We start from the raw sequence: 14,152 nt of genomic DNA, 5'->3' as shown, positions 1-14,152 counted from the left end.
TTTAGGCAATGATTTCCCGTGAAACTCACTCAATCATCCCACTCAGGCGCTAGCCCTTCAGGGTTTACTTCGCGGCCATTTCTTTCCAACGCATCTATCTTTGCAATCGCCTCTTCACTCAGATTAAGTTCAAGTGCTTTCAGGTTACTTGCTAAATTCTCTCGTTTAGTTGAAGACGGGATCACCGCGTAACCTTTTGACAAAGCCCAAGCAAGCGCGACTTGAGCTGGCGTGGCCTGATAGTCCTCAGCAATACCTGCAATAGTTGGGTCCCCAAGTACTTTCCCATATGCCAAGGTCATGTAAGACGTTACCTGAATATCGTTTTCCTGCATGAAGCTGACCAACTTACGATTTTGCAAATAAGGGCTAAGCTCGATTTGGTTAGTAACAATATTCTCTTTACCGACCACTTCTATCGCTTGTTGCAACAAGTCAATATTAAAGTTGGATACGCCAATATTACGGGTTAACCCTTGCGATTTAGCTTCAAGTAATGAAGCCATGTATTCGTTCAAGTTATTGTTATTGCCAGGCCAGTGGATCAAGGTCAAATCCACATAATCTGTATTTAGCTTTTCTAAGCTCTCTTTTAGACTTGGAATGAGTTGTTCCGTGTTCATGTTATCAACCCAGACCTTGGTCGTAATGAATAGCTCATCACGTGCAATACCGGACTGTGTCAATACTTCACCGATTTCTGCCTCATTACCGTAAATCTGTGCAGTATCAATTACGCGGTAACCCACTTCTAACGCATTACGGACTGAATCCTTAACTACTTCACCCTCTAAACGAAACGTGCCGACGCCAAATGATGGTACTTTCATCTAAATCTCCTGAATTATCGATTTTATAGTTGATTCGAAGCAAAACTTTACGCCGCAAGAAACTTTCCGTAAAGTTAACAATACTCAAATCTAATTTGAAATATATTCAACAATGAAAGCTACTCTAGATGAAATGCGCACCTTTATGGCCGTGGTCGATACGGGTTCAATCAGCTCTGCGGCTGAACTGTTATCGATGACCGTCTCGGCGGTGAGTCGATCGGTATCTCGGCTAGAAGCCAAACTCGAAACGACCTTGTTAAATCGCACAACCCGTAAGTTAGATGTTACTAATGAAGGAACGATATACCTCGATAAAGTCAGACATATTGTAGAAGCAGTAGAGAATGCCGAAGCACAACTGAAAAGCCAGAAATATAAGCCTTCTGGCCTCCTACGAATAAACGCAGCTACCCCCTTCTTACTGCACGTACTAACGCCGCACATTGCTAAATATCAGAGCTTGTATCCAGAAGTCGAAATCGATCTCAATTCCAATGAGGAAAATATTAGCCTTTTGGGAACAAAAACCGATATTGCTTTTCGTATCGGTGAGCTACAAAACTCAACCATGCGCGCGATATTTCTTGGTAAAAGTCGGATTCGAATCGTCGCGAGTCCAGAGTATTTAAGACAACATGGTACTCCAACCTCAATAGATCAGTTACTCAATCACAAGCTACTTGGATTCAACAAGCCGGAGTATCTTAAGGAATGGCCGATCATGGATGATAAGAACAAACTTCTGCGTATTATGAGTAGCCTAAGATCTGATAATGGCGAGACGCTAAGATGTTTAGCCTTACATGGTGCGGGGATAGCTTGCCTGTCTGACTTTATGACCTACTCTGACCGACAAGCTGGTCGCTTAGTGGGCGTGCTTAGTGAACACACGCATAATGTCGAACAGCCAGTTCATGCGGTGTATTACAAAAATGCCAGTACCTCACGCCGGATCAGCTCTTTTATTGACTTCATCAAGCAAGAAATCAAGGTAGAGAACCACCAGTTCCTTTAAAGACCACCGCTGTTTGTGGCAAAACACTTTTGTCTTTTTGCCGCTTTTTCTCACAACAAAAATCTCATAGTGTCCTGAATATCAGGGAGGCACCTTGCCTCCTAGTACTCACAGTAATAGTCAGGCTTCATAATGCATAAAGATTTAAGTAACAGATTCACCATCGGGGTTGAGCTCCCCCTAGATAATGACTGGACCCAAGAAGGCCAGAAAAAACGGCTGCTCCAACGAAAACCGTTCGGCGTACCAGACATGAGTGCACATAAACAGCGTATTATGTTAGCCGATAAGTTAGGCTTTAACGTAGCGTGGGTGAGAGATGTCCCGTTGTACGACCCTAACTTTGGAGACGCGGCACAAATTTATGAACCGTTCAGTTATCTTGGCTATCTCTCTGCGTGCACCGACAACATTCTACTAGGGACAGCAGCGATAGTATTACCGTTAAGACAACCTTGGCTAGTGAAAAAAGCCGCTGCGACCATCAACGAGTTAAGTGGTGACCGCCTGATACTCGGTGTGGCTAGTGGAGACCGCCCTAGTGAATATCCCGTTTTTAATGCCAACTTTGACAGCCGTGGCTCAGCTTTTCGAGAAAGTGTAGAGATTTTGAAAGATACGCAAAATGATAAGCTGGGTAACGATCTACAGTTATTACCCGAGTTTGCTGATATTCCTATCTATGTCGCAGGGTTAGCGCAGCAAAGTCCACAATGGATAGGAGAAAACCTAGACGGCTGGCTCGCCTACCCAGGCACACCTGATGATCATGAACACCGCGTTGCACTTTGGCGCTCCGTAGCGGGAAACAAACCCTACGCCAGCTTTATTCATCTTGATTTAGTCGATAACCCAAATGCACCAGTCGTTCGGCATCATTTTGGTATCCAGGCCGGAGTCAATGGCTTGAGCGATGAGCTAGAAAAAATGCAAGAAGCAGGAGTCAATCACATCGGGTTGCATTTCCGTCGTAATAGCCAACCAATTGATAAATCAATGGAACAGATCGCTCAGTACGTGTTGCCACGCTTTAACTAAGATCAAATAAAAATATGTGCCACCTTACTAAGGGGTGGCACGCTAGGCTTGGCAGTTGGAAAAACAAAAGCCGCAATAACGACAAAACTCTTTTGTTAAAACAACAATAATAGTGTTATTTTAAAGTAAGTCTTGGTTGAATAAAGTCGATGAACGCGGAAATACGTTTAGAGACTGAAGAAGATTTGTAGAACACAGCATTGACCTGTTCTCGTCCAGTATTTGTGATTTTTTCCGATTCAAACAATGCCACTAACCGTCCAGAATCAAGATCATCTTTCACCATAAAGCCAGATAAACATGCAATGCCGTTCCCTGCCAGCACTAACTGTCTAACCGTTTCACCACTGCTGGATAGGATATCAGGCTCTATCATCTCAAACCCTCGTAATGGCCACTGATTTAACACTTTAGCGCCAGAAAAACCGATCAAGTTATGACTGCGCAAATCGCTCACCGCTTCAGGAAAACCTCGTTTAGATAAATAACCAGGCGTGGCAACGATAAATAGTGGGCTTGTTCCTAAAGGTTTAGCATGCAGTGTTGAATCCGATAATCGTCCAATACGTATCGCCACATCGGTTCTTTTTTCCAATAGATCCACAAAACCCTCATTAGAGGTAAGATCGAGTTGAATATCAGGATAAGCCTCTTTAAATGGCTGAATTAACGGCACGAGTTGATGTAAAACAAATGGGCTAGCGGCATCAACTCTTAAGCGCCCCTTGGGTAATTCACCTCGTGTGATGATCTCTTCTTCAGCTTGCTGTATTTGTAGTAAACCTAAGCGAACCGCTTCAACAAACTGATGCCCTTCCTCAGTAACTTCCACTCTGCGTGTCGTGCGATTCAGCAAGGTTACCCCCAACTGTGATTCAACTTTACTAACCGCACGAGATACCCTAGCGACTTGAATACCTAGTGCATCAGCAGCGGAAGAAAATCCACCACTATCCACAACTGCCATAAGAATCTCTAATTCATCTGATCGGGTTAACATTTCATCCCCTTTCCTAACTGCGCATTTCCTTCACTTATAACAAAAGTATTTTGTAATAAACACCATTTTTCGCAACGAATAACTCTTTAATAATACACGACATGGAGACGGGCTATTCGTTTATCCATTCATATTCAATGATTATAAGAGAGAGTTGTTATGCCTTTAGCTTTACTTGCATTGACGCTGAGCGCCTTTGCTATTGGAACCACGGAGTTTGTAATTGTCGGTCTGATACCGACTATGGCCTCCGACCTCAACGTATCATTACCTTCAGCGGGTCTTTTAGTTAGCCTGTACGCACTTGGTGTCGCGGTTGGTGCTCCCGTTTTAACAGCGCTGACTGGTAACTGGAAAAGAAAGTACGTTCTGCTTTCTGTTATGGCACTGTTTGTTCTTGGCAATCTGTTAGCCTGGCAAGCACCTGGATACAACACACTAGTTACAGCAAGGATACTGACCGGGCTTGCACACGGTGTGTTCTTTTCGATCGGCTCGACTATCGCCACTGGCCTAGTGTCAAAAGAAAAAGCCGCTAGCGCAATTGCTATTATGTTTACCGGTCTCACCGTAGCTCTAGTGACGGGCGTGCCACTTGGCACCTGGATTGGCCAGACATTTGGTTGGCAGGCAACCTTCCTAATCGTCGCGATCCTTGGAATCATCGCACTGATAGGAAGCGCTCTGCTAGTGCCGAGTAATCTGAAACAACCACCAGCAACCAAGCTGTCATCGCAAGTAAAAGTCTTAACTCAACCTCGTCTACTTTTGGTGTACGCAATCACCGCACTCGGTTACGGTGGTACGTTCACAGCCTTCACTTACTTGGCTCCTATTTTGGAAGAAGTTTCGGGGTTTGGCTCTAGCGCTATCAGCCTAATTATGTTGGTTTATGGTGTATCAGTCGCATTCGGCAACATCTGGGGCGGAAAGATGGCCGACTCTATGGGGCCAATCAAAGCTCTGACAGCGATTTTCTCGGGCCTAATTGTGGTATTGCTCGTGTTTAGTGTCACAGCATTTAATCCAACTTCTGCAGTAGTGACCATTCTTGTCTGGGGTGCCTTTGCCTTTGGTAACGTTCCAGGACTTCAAGTTTATGTTGTCAAACTAGCAGAGAAATATTCACCTGATGCAGTCGACGTCGCTTCTGGTCTCAACATTGCTGCATTTAACGTAGGTATTGCACTGGGTTCTTGGGGCGGTGGCCTTATCGTGGCCAATGCTGGGCTGATGCACACACCTTGGATTGGCGCGATCGTAGTATTAGGTGCTCTACTACTAACCCGTTTCAGCGGAATGCTAGACAAGCGTGGAGAGCAGCACGCAACGGCACACTGATTCACGTTCCGAATCTATAAAAATCACTTAAATTAGCCCGGCATTACGTCGGGCTTTCATACAGAGTTTAAATACACCATTGACTGAGGTAGAAAGTTTATTCTACCCTTAGGTAAAACAAACGTTCTACCTGGTGTATCAAATAGTGAAAGAAAAAATCGCAGCAAGCCTAGAAAAAGCATTCAGTCAGTATGGCTTCGCCGAGCCTAGCGTACCCCAACTCAAAAACGCCTGCGAAGTCAGCCTGAGAACCCTGTACAAATACTACCCCTCCAAGGAAGCGATGATTGTTGCAGCTCTCGAGCATCGCCATCAAAGGTATTTGAGTTTTTTGCTCGAAGACGCCCCTGCCAATGGAACACCGGCTGTATTACACCTATTCACTCGCCTCGAGGATTGGATGAAGGAGTTTGCACCGAATGGCTGCATGTCCATCAATGCATTAGCAGCCTATCCAGAAAATCTATCGATTAATCAAGCAGTAAAACAACACAAATTGGCGGTTCGTCAGCTTATGGTCCAACTAAGTCAGCGAGAAGACCTCGCAACCACACTCTTCTTGTTACATGAAGGTCTATCCAACGCATGGCCGGTTCTCGGTCACGCTGCCTTTGCATCCGCTGAACACACTCTGCTAGAACTAATGAAGGAGAACAATCAATGACCACAATCCCGAAAGTCATGAAAGGCGTCCAACTTATCGGTCATGGTGGGCCAGATATGCTTCGTTACCGCGATGATCTACCTGTACCAGTCCCCTCGCCTGATGATGTATTGATCCAAGTTGCCGCCGCCGGAGTCAATAACACCGACATCAATACCCGAACAGCATGGCATTCTAAAAACGACGCCAATAGCATGGATGCAAGCTGGTCAGGAGACGCGCTATCTCTCCCTCGAATCCAAGGTGCCGATGTATGCGGTACCATCGTCGCTGTTGGTGAGAATATCTGCCCATCACGAATCGGTCAGCGTGTGCTTATCGAACCATGTATTACGCGCTTCAACAGTCAAGCACTTAGCTCGCCTTGGTACTTCGGTTCAGAATGTGATGGTGGCTTTGCTCAGTTCACTGTTGTTGACAGTGAACATGCATATGCAGTGAATAGTAGTTTATCGGATATCGACTTGGCCTCCTTCCCTTGTTCTTATTCAACTGCCGAGAACATGCTTGTCCGCTCTAATGTCACAGCGAGCGATACCGTACTGATTTCAGGGGCATCCGGCGGTGTTGGCTCTGCCGCAATCCAACTGGCGAAGGCGCGTGGAGCATACGTCATTGCTATCGCCAGCCCAGAAAAGAAAGAACAGATCACGGCATTAGGAGCAAACCAAGTTATCCCTCGCGATGCAAATTTGCCGGCGACTCTCGGAGAAAACAGCGTTGACGTAGTGATTGATCTGGTCGCAGGAGAGCAGTGGCCACAATTTCTTCAGGTACTAAAACCAGGATCAAGATACGCTGTTTCCGGCGCCATAGGCGGTCCAATTGTCGAGCTGGATGTAAGAACTCTTTACCTTAAAGACCTAGCGTTATTTGGTTGTACCGTTTTGGCACCAGAAGTATTCGGTAACTTGGTTCGCTATATCGAACAGAACGCAATTCGCCCCTTAGTCGCGGAGTCATTTCCCTTAAACCAGATAGGTCAAGCGCAAGAAGTATTTTCACGCAAGCAACATACTGGGAAACTGGTTTTGGAAATCACATAGCTTTTCGATTAACAGCGGCCTATACAAGTCGTTGTAATTTGAGAACACTTTAAGCATCCTAAAAAGTTCTCAATACTTAGAAGATCGCTACGGTTGGCTTAGCTTGTTATCCCTTTTCATCACGCTAAGCCAGCTTGTAAAAATATGTGTGTTTGCTTCTGAGTTATAAATGTTTAATACCAACATTATCTTACTTCTGGCGTTCATGAACAGAACCGAGATCTGAACGACTTCGGTGTTAAACCTACGATCCTATTAAATATTTTCCTGAACGCGCTCACATCTTGGTAACCCACTCTAAATGATATTGCGTCAAATGTTAGGGTTGTCGACTCAAGTAAATCACAAGCTTTTTGTACTCTTAAGCTTTGTATATATTGGTTAACATTGAAACCTGTCGCCTTTTTAAAGCGTCGCTGCAATGTCCTTTCTGTTAAACAACTCAACTCTGCAAGCTCTTTATTGCTCAGTTTTCCTTGATAATGATCGTTTATATAGTGCTGTAGTTGAACAATTACCTCATCACCATGTTGGAAGTTTGGAGTAAACTGTTGATAAAAGCGTTGCTCTCTCGGACCAGTATCAATAACCAACATTTTTCCTAACAGGCGCATTACTGCCGGTGACGCAAATAAGGAAACCAGCTCCAAACCTAAATCCACCCATGACATCATACCCCCAGCCGTAATGATCGTTCCTTCGTTAATAAGGATGGCTTCTTGTCTTACGTGGATATCGGGAAACTGACTCGCTAATGAAGGAGCTAAGCCCCAGTGTGTTGTACAAGACTTATTGGTCAACAACTGGGTTTGAGCAAGAATAAAAGTACCAGCGCAGGCGGAGGCTAAAATCGCACCTTTTCTATATTGGACATTTAACCAGTCGAGTAGCTCTGGCTCTGGTTCTAAGTAATATTGACCAGTGCCGCTAGGCGGAATCATTACCGCTGTTTTCACATCGAAGTGCGTGTTTGGCCAGTGATCCAATATCTCTACTTCAAAGTGCACATCAACGCCCAATTTAGCCGCAGCACGGTTTGCCATCTCGAAGAGTTCGCTTAAACCATATACGGAGGCTTGCGAGCTATCTGGGTAATTAACGAGTGCTATTTTCATTTTCAATTATCTTCAAGTGTCGCTTTTTGACTCTTTTGTGTCATTTTAGACTCTAAAGAAGGTGGCTAAAAGTCTTTATATTATTCGTACCGCAATGATCCTCAATAAAAGGAAAATAAAATGACTCAAAAAGCCCTACTTGTAATTGATTTGCAAAACGACTATTTCCCGGAAGGAAAGTTTCCTTTATGGAATACAGAATCGACTTTAGACAATGTTAAGAGAGCAATAACTAAAGCCAATGAGCAAAACATTCCTGTGATTCATATTCAGCATATTGCCGACCCTGCCATGGGTATTGCCCCATTCTTCAATGAAGGCAGCGACGGTGCCAATATTAACCCAGAAGTTCTTGCTTTAGCGCCGAATTCCGAAATCGTGGTAAAGCACTTCGCAGATAGCTTTGAAGGAACACGTTTAGAAGAAGTATTGGCAAGCAAAAATGTAACGGAGTTACTTGTATGCGGAATGATGACACAAAACTGCGTGACACATACTGCTATTTCAAAATCTGCGGACAAGTATGATGTTTCGATCTTAATGGATAGCTGTACCACGGTCGATGAAATGATTCACAACATTGCACTTCACGCTGTCTCAACGAGAGTTCCCCTCGTAACTATTGAAGATAAGCTGTAATACACGCAAAACCTTTCGCTCACACAATGCGGGCGAAAGGTCACACATATATGCACTTCCATTGATATTTGCTTACTTTGTGTTAAACATTGGTTTCCAAATAGTTACAAGGAAACGTTTATGAAATGGATAGTCGTATTGTTTATTAGCTTATTTTCAGTTTTCAGCCATGCGAAAGAGTGGAAACAAATTCGCTTCACTGTTGAAGGGGCTTACCCTCCATTTAGCTGGACGACAAAAGAGGGAAAGCTAGAAGGGTTTGAAGTCGACCTCGCTAACGCGTTATGCAAAGAGTTAGAAGTAAAGTGCGTTATCTCAAAAATGGATTGGGATGGCATCATCCCTTCTCTCCTTAGTCGCAAGAACGATGCGATTATTGCTGCAATGACAATCACAGAAGAGAAAAGAAAGTCGATTTCACCGTCCCTTATGCAAAAGTACCGACTCGTTTTGTAATGAAAAATGATAGAGAAATCAACATGGAGGACGGCAGCCTAAATCGTTTATCTATTGGAGTTCAAAGAGCCACAATTGGTGATAAGTACCTTTCGGCCTTGTATCCTGATATTGATATTCGTCGTTATGGTACGTTCGATGAGGCATTTACCGATCTACTCAATGGACGGTTAGATGCTGTATTTGGCGGCTCAATCGGTTTAAGTGCTGGTTTTCTTGAAACTGCACAAGGTGAAGGCTATCACTTTACTGGACCAGCGTTTACAGAGGAAAAGTGGTTCGGCCGTGGCATTGGCGTAGCAGTGAGAAAACAAGACAAAGAATTAAAAGCATTACTCGATAGCGGAATACAAAAATTGATCCAGAGCGGTAAGCATAAAACCATCGCCAGCAAGTATTTCTCCTATAGTATTTACGAGTAACCTCGTTATTTTTTTATAGTCTGCGCGGTATAGGAAACTTCCCTTTCCCTATATGGCGACAAAAACAGAGCCCTCGAGCAATCGCCCGAGGGTTATTTTTATAAAAAAGCCCAGCTATATAAGTAACCGGCTCCCATGGCCATCGTTAAGATAACGATTAGGAAGGCAGCGATCATTTGGTTCTTAAAAATTGATTTCAACAAAATCACTTCTGTAAGACTTGCGCCAGCACTACCAATAATAAGCGCCATAACAGATCCAAGAGCCATACCTTTTTGTACTAGTGCCGCGCTAAGTGGAATGACCGCCTCTGCACGGATGTACAATGGAATACCAATGATTGCTGCGACCGGAATCGCGTACCACTTCGCTTCACCAGCGAACTCCGCAATAAACTCCGTCGGGATGAAGCCATAGATAAATGAACCAATCGCAATGCCCATCATGAGATAAGGGAACACTTGCTTAAAGTCTTTCCAAGTTGATTGCCAAATACGTGCCCAGCGGCTAGGTTCTTTCTCTTCCAAGACTGTCGCTGTTGCACTACCGTCTGATGAGCAGCAAGACACTTCCACTTTAGGTTCAGGTTTTGGTGCATCACCACAGCAAGATGTTTTCGCCGCAACTGGCGTAGGTTCATTGCAGGCGCTGGTACCACAGATTGATGCTGGTCTCGCTTCTTCTTTTTTCTTGCTTGAATCGCCACAAGAAGTACCGCACGAAGAAGAACCTACCGCTTGATATGCTTCTGGTTTGACGTAACGTTCAAACCCTAGTTTTTCAAGTACATAGCCTGCTACCACTGATACTGACATCGCGATAGCAAAGTAAAATACCGCAACTTTCCAACCAAAAGTCACCACAAACAAGCCAATAATCACTGGGTTAAGCAACGGGCTTGCAAATAGGAACACCATCATAGGTCCAAAACCTGCTCTTGCACGCAACAAGCCTTTTAAGAAAGGAATGGTCGAACACGAACAGAAAGGCGTAATCGAACCTAGCAACGCAGCAATGAAGTAACCTTTACCCTTTTTCGAGCTGAGAATAGATTGAATTTTTTCTGGCGTTAGAAAATCTTGCAACACACCGACAATGTAGCTAATTGCCAGAAATAAGATGATAAGTTCGGTTGCTAGAAACGCAAACATATCCAGCGCTTCTTTAGCCATAGTTATAATTTCTGTATTCACATTTACTCTCCTCGTCATTTTTCGCTAACAAGCTTACCTGATAGACAAGCCTTTATTTCGATACTTCTGGAAGTATAGAATCACAAAACAAAAGATCAACAAAATATTTCCATAAAAATGGAATAATAAAACTAGTCAATACTTATCATAAAGTTACATGTCGTTAGCTATGCAGACTGGTTGTCGATGATAATTTCAGAGCATCTCGAATCCTTTTTATCAAACATAACCTAAAATTATCAAAATAAGAAAAAACCATAATTATTTCAGCAGCACCCTCTGAGTTAGTATGACTTTCGACCATTCTTAATAATAAGGAAAACCTATGAGAGCGATAACTTACCAACGAGATAACGATACTTTCTCTTTATCCGAATTACCTACACCAAAACTAGAAACCCAATTTGATGTATTGGTTAAAGTTAACGCTGTTGGTTTGAACCCTGTCGATGCAAAAATTCATTATTGGTCAGACATGGTCACTAACATGGATAACAATTTTGTTGGCGGGTTAGACGTATCAGGAGAAATAGTCTCTGTAGGCGATGCGGTCGTTGATTGGAAGGTTGGCGATAAAGTGTTGTATCACGGAAACATGAGGCGCCATCACGGTGGATTCGCTGAATTTGCTATCCATGATTCAAGAACGCTCATAAAGCACCCTCAGGTTCCGGTTGAAGTGGCAGCATCTACACCTTGCGCAGCCTGGACCGCATATCGCGCTTTGGTAGACAAGCTCGATATTTCAAATCGAAGCAGCATTTTTATCGCCGGAGGTGCTGGCGGCGTTGGAAGCTTTGCTATTCAGTTAGCAAAGACATTTGCTGTTGAACAGATCATTGCTACTAGTTCAGAAGCTAATCACGCATATTTGTCCTCGTTAGGAGCAACCCATATGATTGATTATCATCATGAAGATGTAGTTCAGCGAGTAATGGACATTACCGGAAATCATGGCGTTGAGGTTGCACTCGATTGTGTAGGCGGTGATAACGACCGAATTGCAGCCTCGGTGTTAACCTTTGAGGGCGAAATGGTGGAGCTCGTCAAGACTGTCGACCCTTCTCAATATCCAGATGCCTTCTTAAAAGGCTTGGGCTTCCACCAAATAAGTTTGGGCTCTGGTCATGTCTTTGGCGAGAGAGGGTTTGCAAGTATCGTTAATGCCGGAAAGGAAGTGTCTGAGCTATTAGAAAATGGAGAATTGGAAGTACCGAAACTGAAGATCATCGGCTTAGAGGATGTAGGTAACGCACTCTTGGACATGCGAAATCAGAGAACAGTTGGAAAGATTGTCGTTAATCTGAACCAAAAATAATTAATAAAGATCTCGAGGCAAACTGGCAAAGTAATGAGCAAGTTAAAGCATCTTGTTACTTTGCCAGATATGAAAGACCTTTATTTTGTCTATAACGATGAATGAAAAACAAAACCTCTTGCCATACTTCCCTGCGCTTCACCAAAATTAGGCGTTTTCGAGAGTGTCTCTCCAAGTCGCTAGCAATTTAATATGACGTGGTTCAATCCCACAGCAACCACCAATAATGCTTGCTCCCTGCGCATGCCACTTTTTAGCATACTCAAGATATTCAGTCGGAGAGAAATGACGAACTTCCTGAATGGTCTCGTTGGCTTGGTGCGCTTGCTTTATCGGAGCAAAGCTATTTGCGAAAACACCTATCGTCAATTCTCTACCTGACTCACTCAATACTGCTTGTGTATCTATGATCGCTTGCTCGACAACTTCAGGAATAGAGCAATTGAAAAAGATACCTGAAACATTTGTTTTCAACAGCGTATTAACCGCGACTTTAAGAGATTCCCCTGAGCGAAGGCGAGGCAAAGAGTTAGGCTCATCCATTAAGGTGAAAGCAAGATAATTGGGCTTATCTGTTTTGGCTAAAATTATTGATAGAACTTCAACTTCAGCGAGGCTAGACACGGTCTCAGCTAACCAAATATCAACATATTGATCTTGAGCTTCAAATAACTCAGAAGCCACTTCCAGTGCCCTTTTCGGCTCGAATAATTCAGGCCTGTAAGACCCCATTACAGGAGGAAGAGAACCCGCAACGAGCACTCTACCGTTAGAGCTGGTGACTACATCTCTGGCAATTTTAGCTGCAGATTTTGCTAACTCAGTCCCCCGTTTTGCATAGAGTTCCTCGCCTAAGTGAAATGGGACACATGCATAACTGTTGACAGTGATAATCTCAGCGCCAGCGTCTATGAAATTCTCATGGGCCATTTTTACATGTTGTGGTGATTCAATTAGCGCTTGTGCACTCCAAAGCGGCTGAGAAAAAGGGGCGCCAATACGTTTCAACTCTCGCCCCATGCCACCATCTAAAATTGTTACTTTCTTCATTTAGACATCCATACCGCCAAACATCCATAAGCTCTATTCAAACACAATTTTTATCAATTCAAAATGAAATTGTTATGTTTAAAGTGAACAAAGACTTAATGGCTGATTAAACACTTTAGTATTTACCAGACCTTTCATTCGGACCAAGCTAATGTTATCGCCATTAACTTCGAGTAAAAAGCCCATTATCTATGTCTCTCGGCGAGGCGAACGTTACGAGCCACAATAGTGCATGAAGTGATTGAGGGACTCGCCCTCAATCAAATTTTCTTTTTATTATAATACTTTAGATAAAAACTTCTGCAATCTAGGGTTGGTGGGGTTATCAAAAAATCGCTCAGGAGAGTCAGAAACCAAAAGCTCACCATCTTCCATAAACAACACCCTATCAGCGACCTCTTTTGCGAAACCCATTTCATGAGTAACCACGACCATCGTCATTCCGTCCTTGGCCAAATCTTTCATCACATCAAGAACTTCTCCAACCATTTCAGGATCTAGTGCTGATGTGGGTTCATCAAACAACATAATGTTGGGCTTCATTGCTAACGCACGAGCGATTGCGACGCGCTGCTGCCCACCTGATAAATGATTAGGATAATTATCCATTCTCTCCGATAGACCGACTTTATAAAGCAAATCTTTTGCTTCTTTCTTCACCGATTCAGGGTCACGTTTAGAAACCTTTAAAGGTGCCAACATGACGTTCTCTATCGCCGTTTTATGTGGAAAAAGGTTGAAGCCTTGAAATACCATGCCCACATCAGCGCGTAGTTTATTGATATCCGTAGATTTGTGGTACATATCGATACCATCTACGATAATAGACCCACTATTTATTGTCTCTAATTGATTGATCGTCCGTAAGAATGTTGACTTACCAGAACCTGACGGTCCTACGATGACAATCACTTCCCCTTTTTCTACATTTACCGATACGTCCTTGAGCGCATGGCAGCCATTAGGGTAAATTTTATTAATTGTTTTTGCTGAAATAATGTATTCCATTAATGACTCCACCA

13 protein-coding genes and 1 pseudogene are annotated in these 14,152 nt (G+C 43.5%); 8 read left to right on the top strand and 6 right to left on the bottom strand.

Annotation, left to right across the window (positions count from 1 at the left end):
• Positions 1-29 precede the first annotated feature (29 nt).
• Entirely contained in the window at positions 30-830 is an 801-nt protein-coding gene (gene dkgB, locus MTF70_RS20220; protein ID WP_205461564.1) for a 2,5-didehydrogluconate reductase DkgB, read from the bottom strand.
• Between the two features lie 112 nt (positions 831-942).
• On the opposite strand from dkgB, the gene MTF70_RS20215 reads away from it, so the two are divergent.
• Positions 943-1,848: a LysR family transcriptional regulator gene (locus tag MTF70_RS20215; protein ID WP_005377343.1), complete on the top strand. Its 906-nt coding sequence runs from the start codon at positions 943-945 to the stop codon at positions 1,846-1,848.
• A 132-nt stretch (positions 1,849-1,980) separates the two neighbouring features.
• Entirely contained in the window at positions 1,981-2,886 is a 906-nt protein-coding gene (locus tag MTF70_RS20210; protein WP_086046771.1) for a TIGR03571 family LLM class oxidoreductase, read from the top strand.
• A gap of 115 nt (positions 2,887-3,001) precedes the next feature.
• On the opposite strand, the gene MTF70_RS20205 is transcribed toward MTF70_RS20210, so the two are convergent.
• A complete protein-coding gene (locus MTF70_RS20205; RefSeq protein WP_005377338.1) occupies positions 3,002-3,886 on the bottom strand; it encodes a LysR family transcriptional regulator in 885 nt (294 codons plus the stop codon).
• Positions 3,887-4,045: 159 nt separating this feature from the next.
• Between MTF70_RS20205 and MTF70_RS20200 the strand changes: the two genes are divergently transcribed.
• The 3 genes from MTF70_RS20200 to MTF70_RS20190 all read left to right on the top strand — a co-directional run bounded on the left by MTF70_RS20200 (position 4,046) and on the right by MTF70_RS20190 (position 6,937).
• A complete protein-coding gene (locus tag MTF70_RS20200; RefSeq protein WP_005377337.1) occupies positions 4,046-5,227 on the top strand; it encodes an MFS transporter in 1,182 nt (393 codons plus the stop codon).
• Between the two features lie 142 nt (positions 5,228-5,369).
• Complete coding sequence (locus tag MTF70_RS20195) at positions 5,370-5,891, top strand: TetR/AcrR family transcriptional regulator (protein WP_031777252.1); 522 nt, start codon at positions 5,370-5,372, stop codon at positions 5,889-5,891.
• Positions 5,888-6,937 carry an alcohol dehydrogenase family protein gene (locus tag MTF70_RS20190; RefSeq protein ID WP_205461563.1) on the top strand — a complete coding sequence of 350 codons (1,050 nt, stop codon included), beginning with the start codon at positions 5,888-5,890 and terminating at the stop codon, positions 6,935-6,937. The genes MTF70_RS20195 and MTF70_RS20190 overlap by 4 nt, the downstream gene beginning before the upstream one ends.
• A gap of 203 nt (positions 6,938-7,140) precedes the next feature.
• Here MTF70_RS20190 and MTF70_RS20185 read toward each other — a convergent pair whose 3' ends face one another.
• A complete protein-coding gene (locus tag MTF70_RS20185) occupies positions 7,141-8,052 on the bottom strand; it encodes a helix-turn-helix domain-containing protein (RefSeq protein ID WP_065274556.1) in 912 nt (303 codons plus the stop codon).
• Between the two features lie 120 nt (positions 8,053-8,172).
• Between MTF70_RS20185 and MTF70_RS20180 the strand changes: the two genes are divergently transcribed.
• Both MTF70_RS20180 and MTF70_RS20175 read left to right on the top strand, forming a co-directional pair.
• A complete protein-coding gene (locus tag MTF70_RS20180; protein ID WP_205461559.1) occupies positions 8,173-8,691 on the top strand; it encodes a cysteine hydrolase family protein in 519 nt (172 codons plus the stop codon).
• Between the two features lie 120 nt (positions 8,692-8,811).
• Positions 8,812-9,569, top strand: a pseudogene (locus MTF70_RS20175) (transporter substrate-binding domain-containing protein).
• A gap of 98 nt (positions 9,570-9,667) precedes the next feature.
• On the opposite strand, the gene MTF70_RS20170 reads toward MTF70_RS20175, so the two are convergent.
• Positions 9,668-10,762, bottom strand: a complete 1,095-nt coding sequence (locus tag MTF70_RS20170) for a permease (protein WP_205461557.1) — start codon at positions 10,760-10,762, stop codon at positions 9,668-9,670.
• A gap of 325 nt (positions 10,763-11,087) precedes the next feature.
• On the opposite strand from MTF70_RS20170, the gene MTF70_RS20165 reads away from it, so the two are divergent.
• On the top strand, positions 11,088-12,080 hold the full coding sequence (locus tag MTF70_RS20165; RefSeq protein ID WP_205461555.1) for a zinc-binding dehydrogenase: 993 nt from the start codon (positions 11,088-11,090) through the stop codon (positions 12,078-12,080).
• A 147-nt stretch (positions 12,081-12,227) separates the two neighbouring features.
• Here MTF70_RS20165 and MTF70_RS20160 read toward each other — a convergent pair whose 3' ends face one another.
• Both MTF70_RS20160 and MTF70_RS20155 read right to left on the bottom strand, forming a co-directional pair.
• Positions 12,228-13,130 carry a homocysteine S-methyltransferase family protein gene (locus MTF70_RS20160; protein ID WP_149192493.1) on the bottom strand — a complete coding sequence of 301 codons (903 nt, stop codon included), beginning with the start codon at positions 13,128-13,130 and terminating at the stop codon, positions 12,228-12,230.
• Positions 13,131-13,406: 276 nt separating this feature from the next.
• Complete coding sequence (locus MTF70_RS20155; RefSeq protein WP_248394226.1) at positions 13,407-14,138, bottom strand: amino acid ABC transporter ATP-binding protein; 732 nt, start codon at positions 14,136-14,138, stop codon at positions 13,407-13,409.
• Positions 14,139-14,152: the final 14 nt, after the last annotated feature.

Source organism: Vibrio sp. 2CM40D (assembly GCF_023161825.1).
GTDB classification, from domain to species: domain Bacteria; phylum Pseudomonadota; class Gammaproteobacteria; order Enterobacterales; family Vibrionaceae; genus Vibrio; species Vibrio alginolyticus.
Note: the sequence above shows the minus strand (reverse complement) of the source record. Positions and strands in the feature narration are given on the sequence as shown.

Excerpts from the sequence above, each read along its gene's own strand:
- MTF70_RS20190 (WP_205461563.1), top strand. The coding sequence starts at position 5,888 with ATGACCACAATCCCGAAAGTCATGAAAGGCGTCCAACTTATCGGTCAT.
- MTF70_RS20205 (WP_005377338.1), bottom strand. The coding sequence starts at position 3,886 with ATGTTAACCCGATCAGATGAATTAGAGATTCTTATGGCAGTTGTGGAT.
- MTF70_RS20155 (WP_248394226.1), bottom strand. The coding sequence starts at position 14,138 with ATGGAATACATTATTTCAGCAAAAACAATTAATAAAATTTACCCTAAT.
- MTF70_RS20185 (WP_065274556.1), bottom strand. The coding sequence starts at position 8,052 with ATGAAAATAGCACTCGTTAATTACCCAGATAGCTCGCAAGCCTCCGTA.
- MTF70_RS20210 (WP_086046771.1), top strand. The coding sequence starts at position 1,981 with ATGCATAAAGATTTAAGTAACAGATTCACCATCGGGGTTGAGCTCCCC.
- MTF70_RS20215 (WP_005377343.1), top strand. The coding sequence starts at position 943 with ATGAAAGCTACTCTAGATGAAATGCGCACCTTTATGGCCGTGGTCGAT.
- MTF70_RS20165 (WP_205461555.1), top strand. The coding sequence starts at position 11,088 with ATGAGAGCGATAACTTACCAACGAGATAACGATACTTTCTCTTTATCC.
- MTF70_RS20160 (WP_149192493.1), bottom strand. The coding sequence starts at position 13,130 with ATGAAGAAAGTAACAATTTTAGATGGTGGCATGGGGCGAGAGTTGAAA.
- dkgB (WP_205461564.1), bottom strand. The coding sequence starts at position 830 with ATGAAAGTACCATCATTTGGCGTCGGCACGTTTCGTTTAGAGGGTGAA.
- MTF70_RS20180 (WP_205461559.1), top strand. The coding sequence starts at position 8,173 with ATGACTCAAAAAGCCCTACTTGTAATTGATTTGCAAAACGACTATTTC.
- MTF70_RS20200 (WP_005377337.1), top strand. The coding sequence starts at position 4,046 with ATGCCTTTAGCTTTACTTGCATTGACGCTGAGCGCCTTTGCTATTGGA.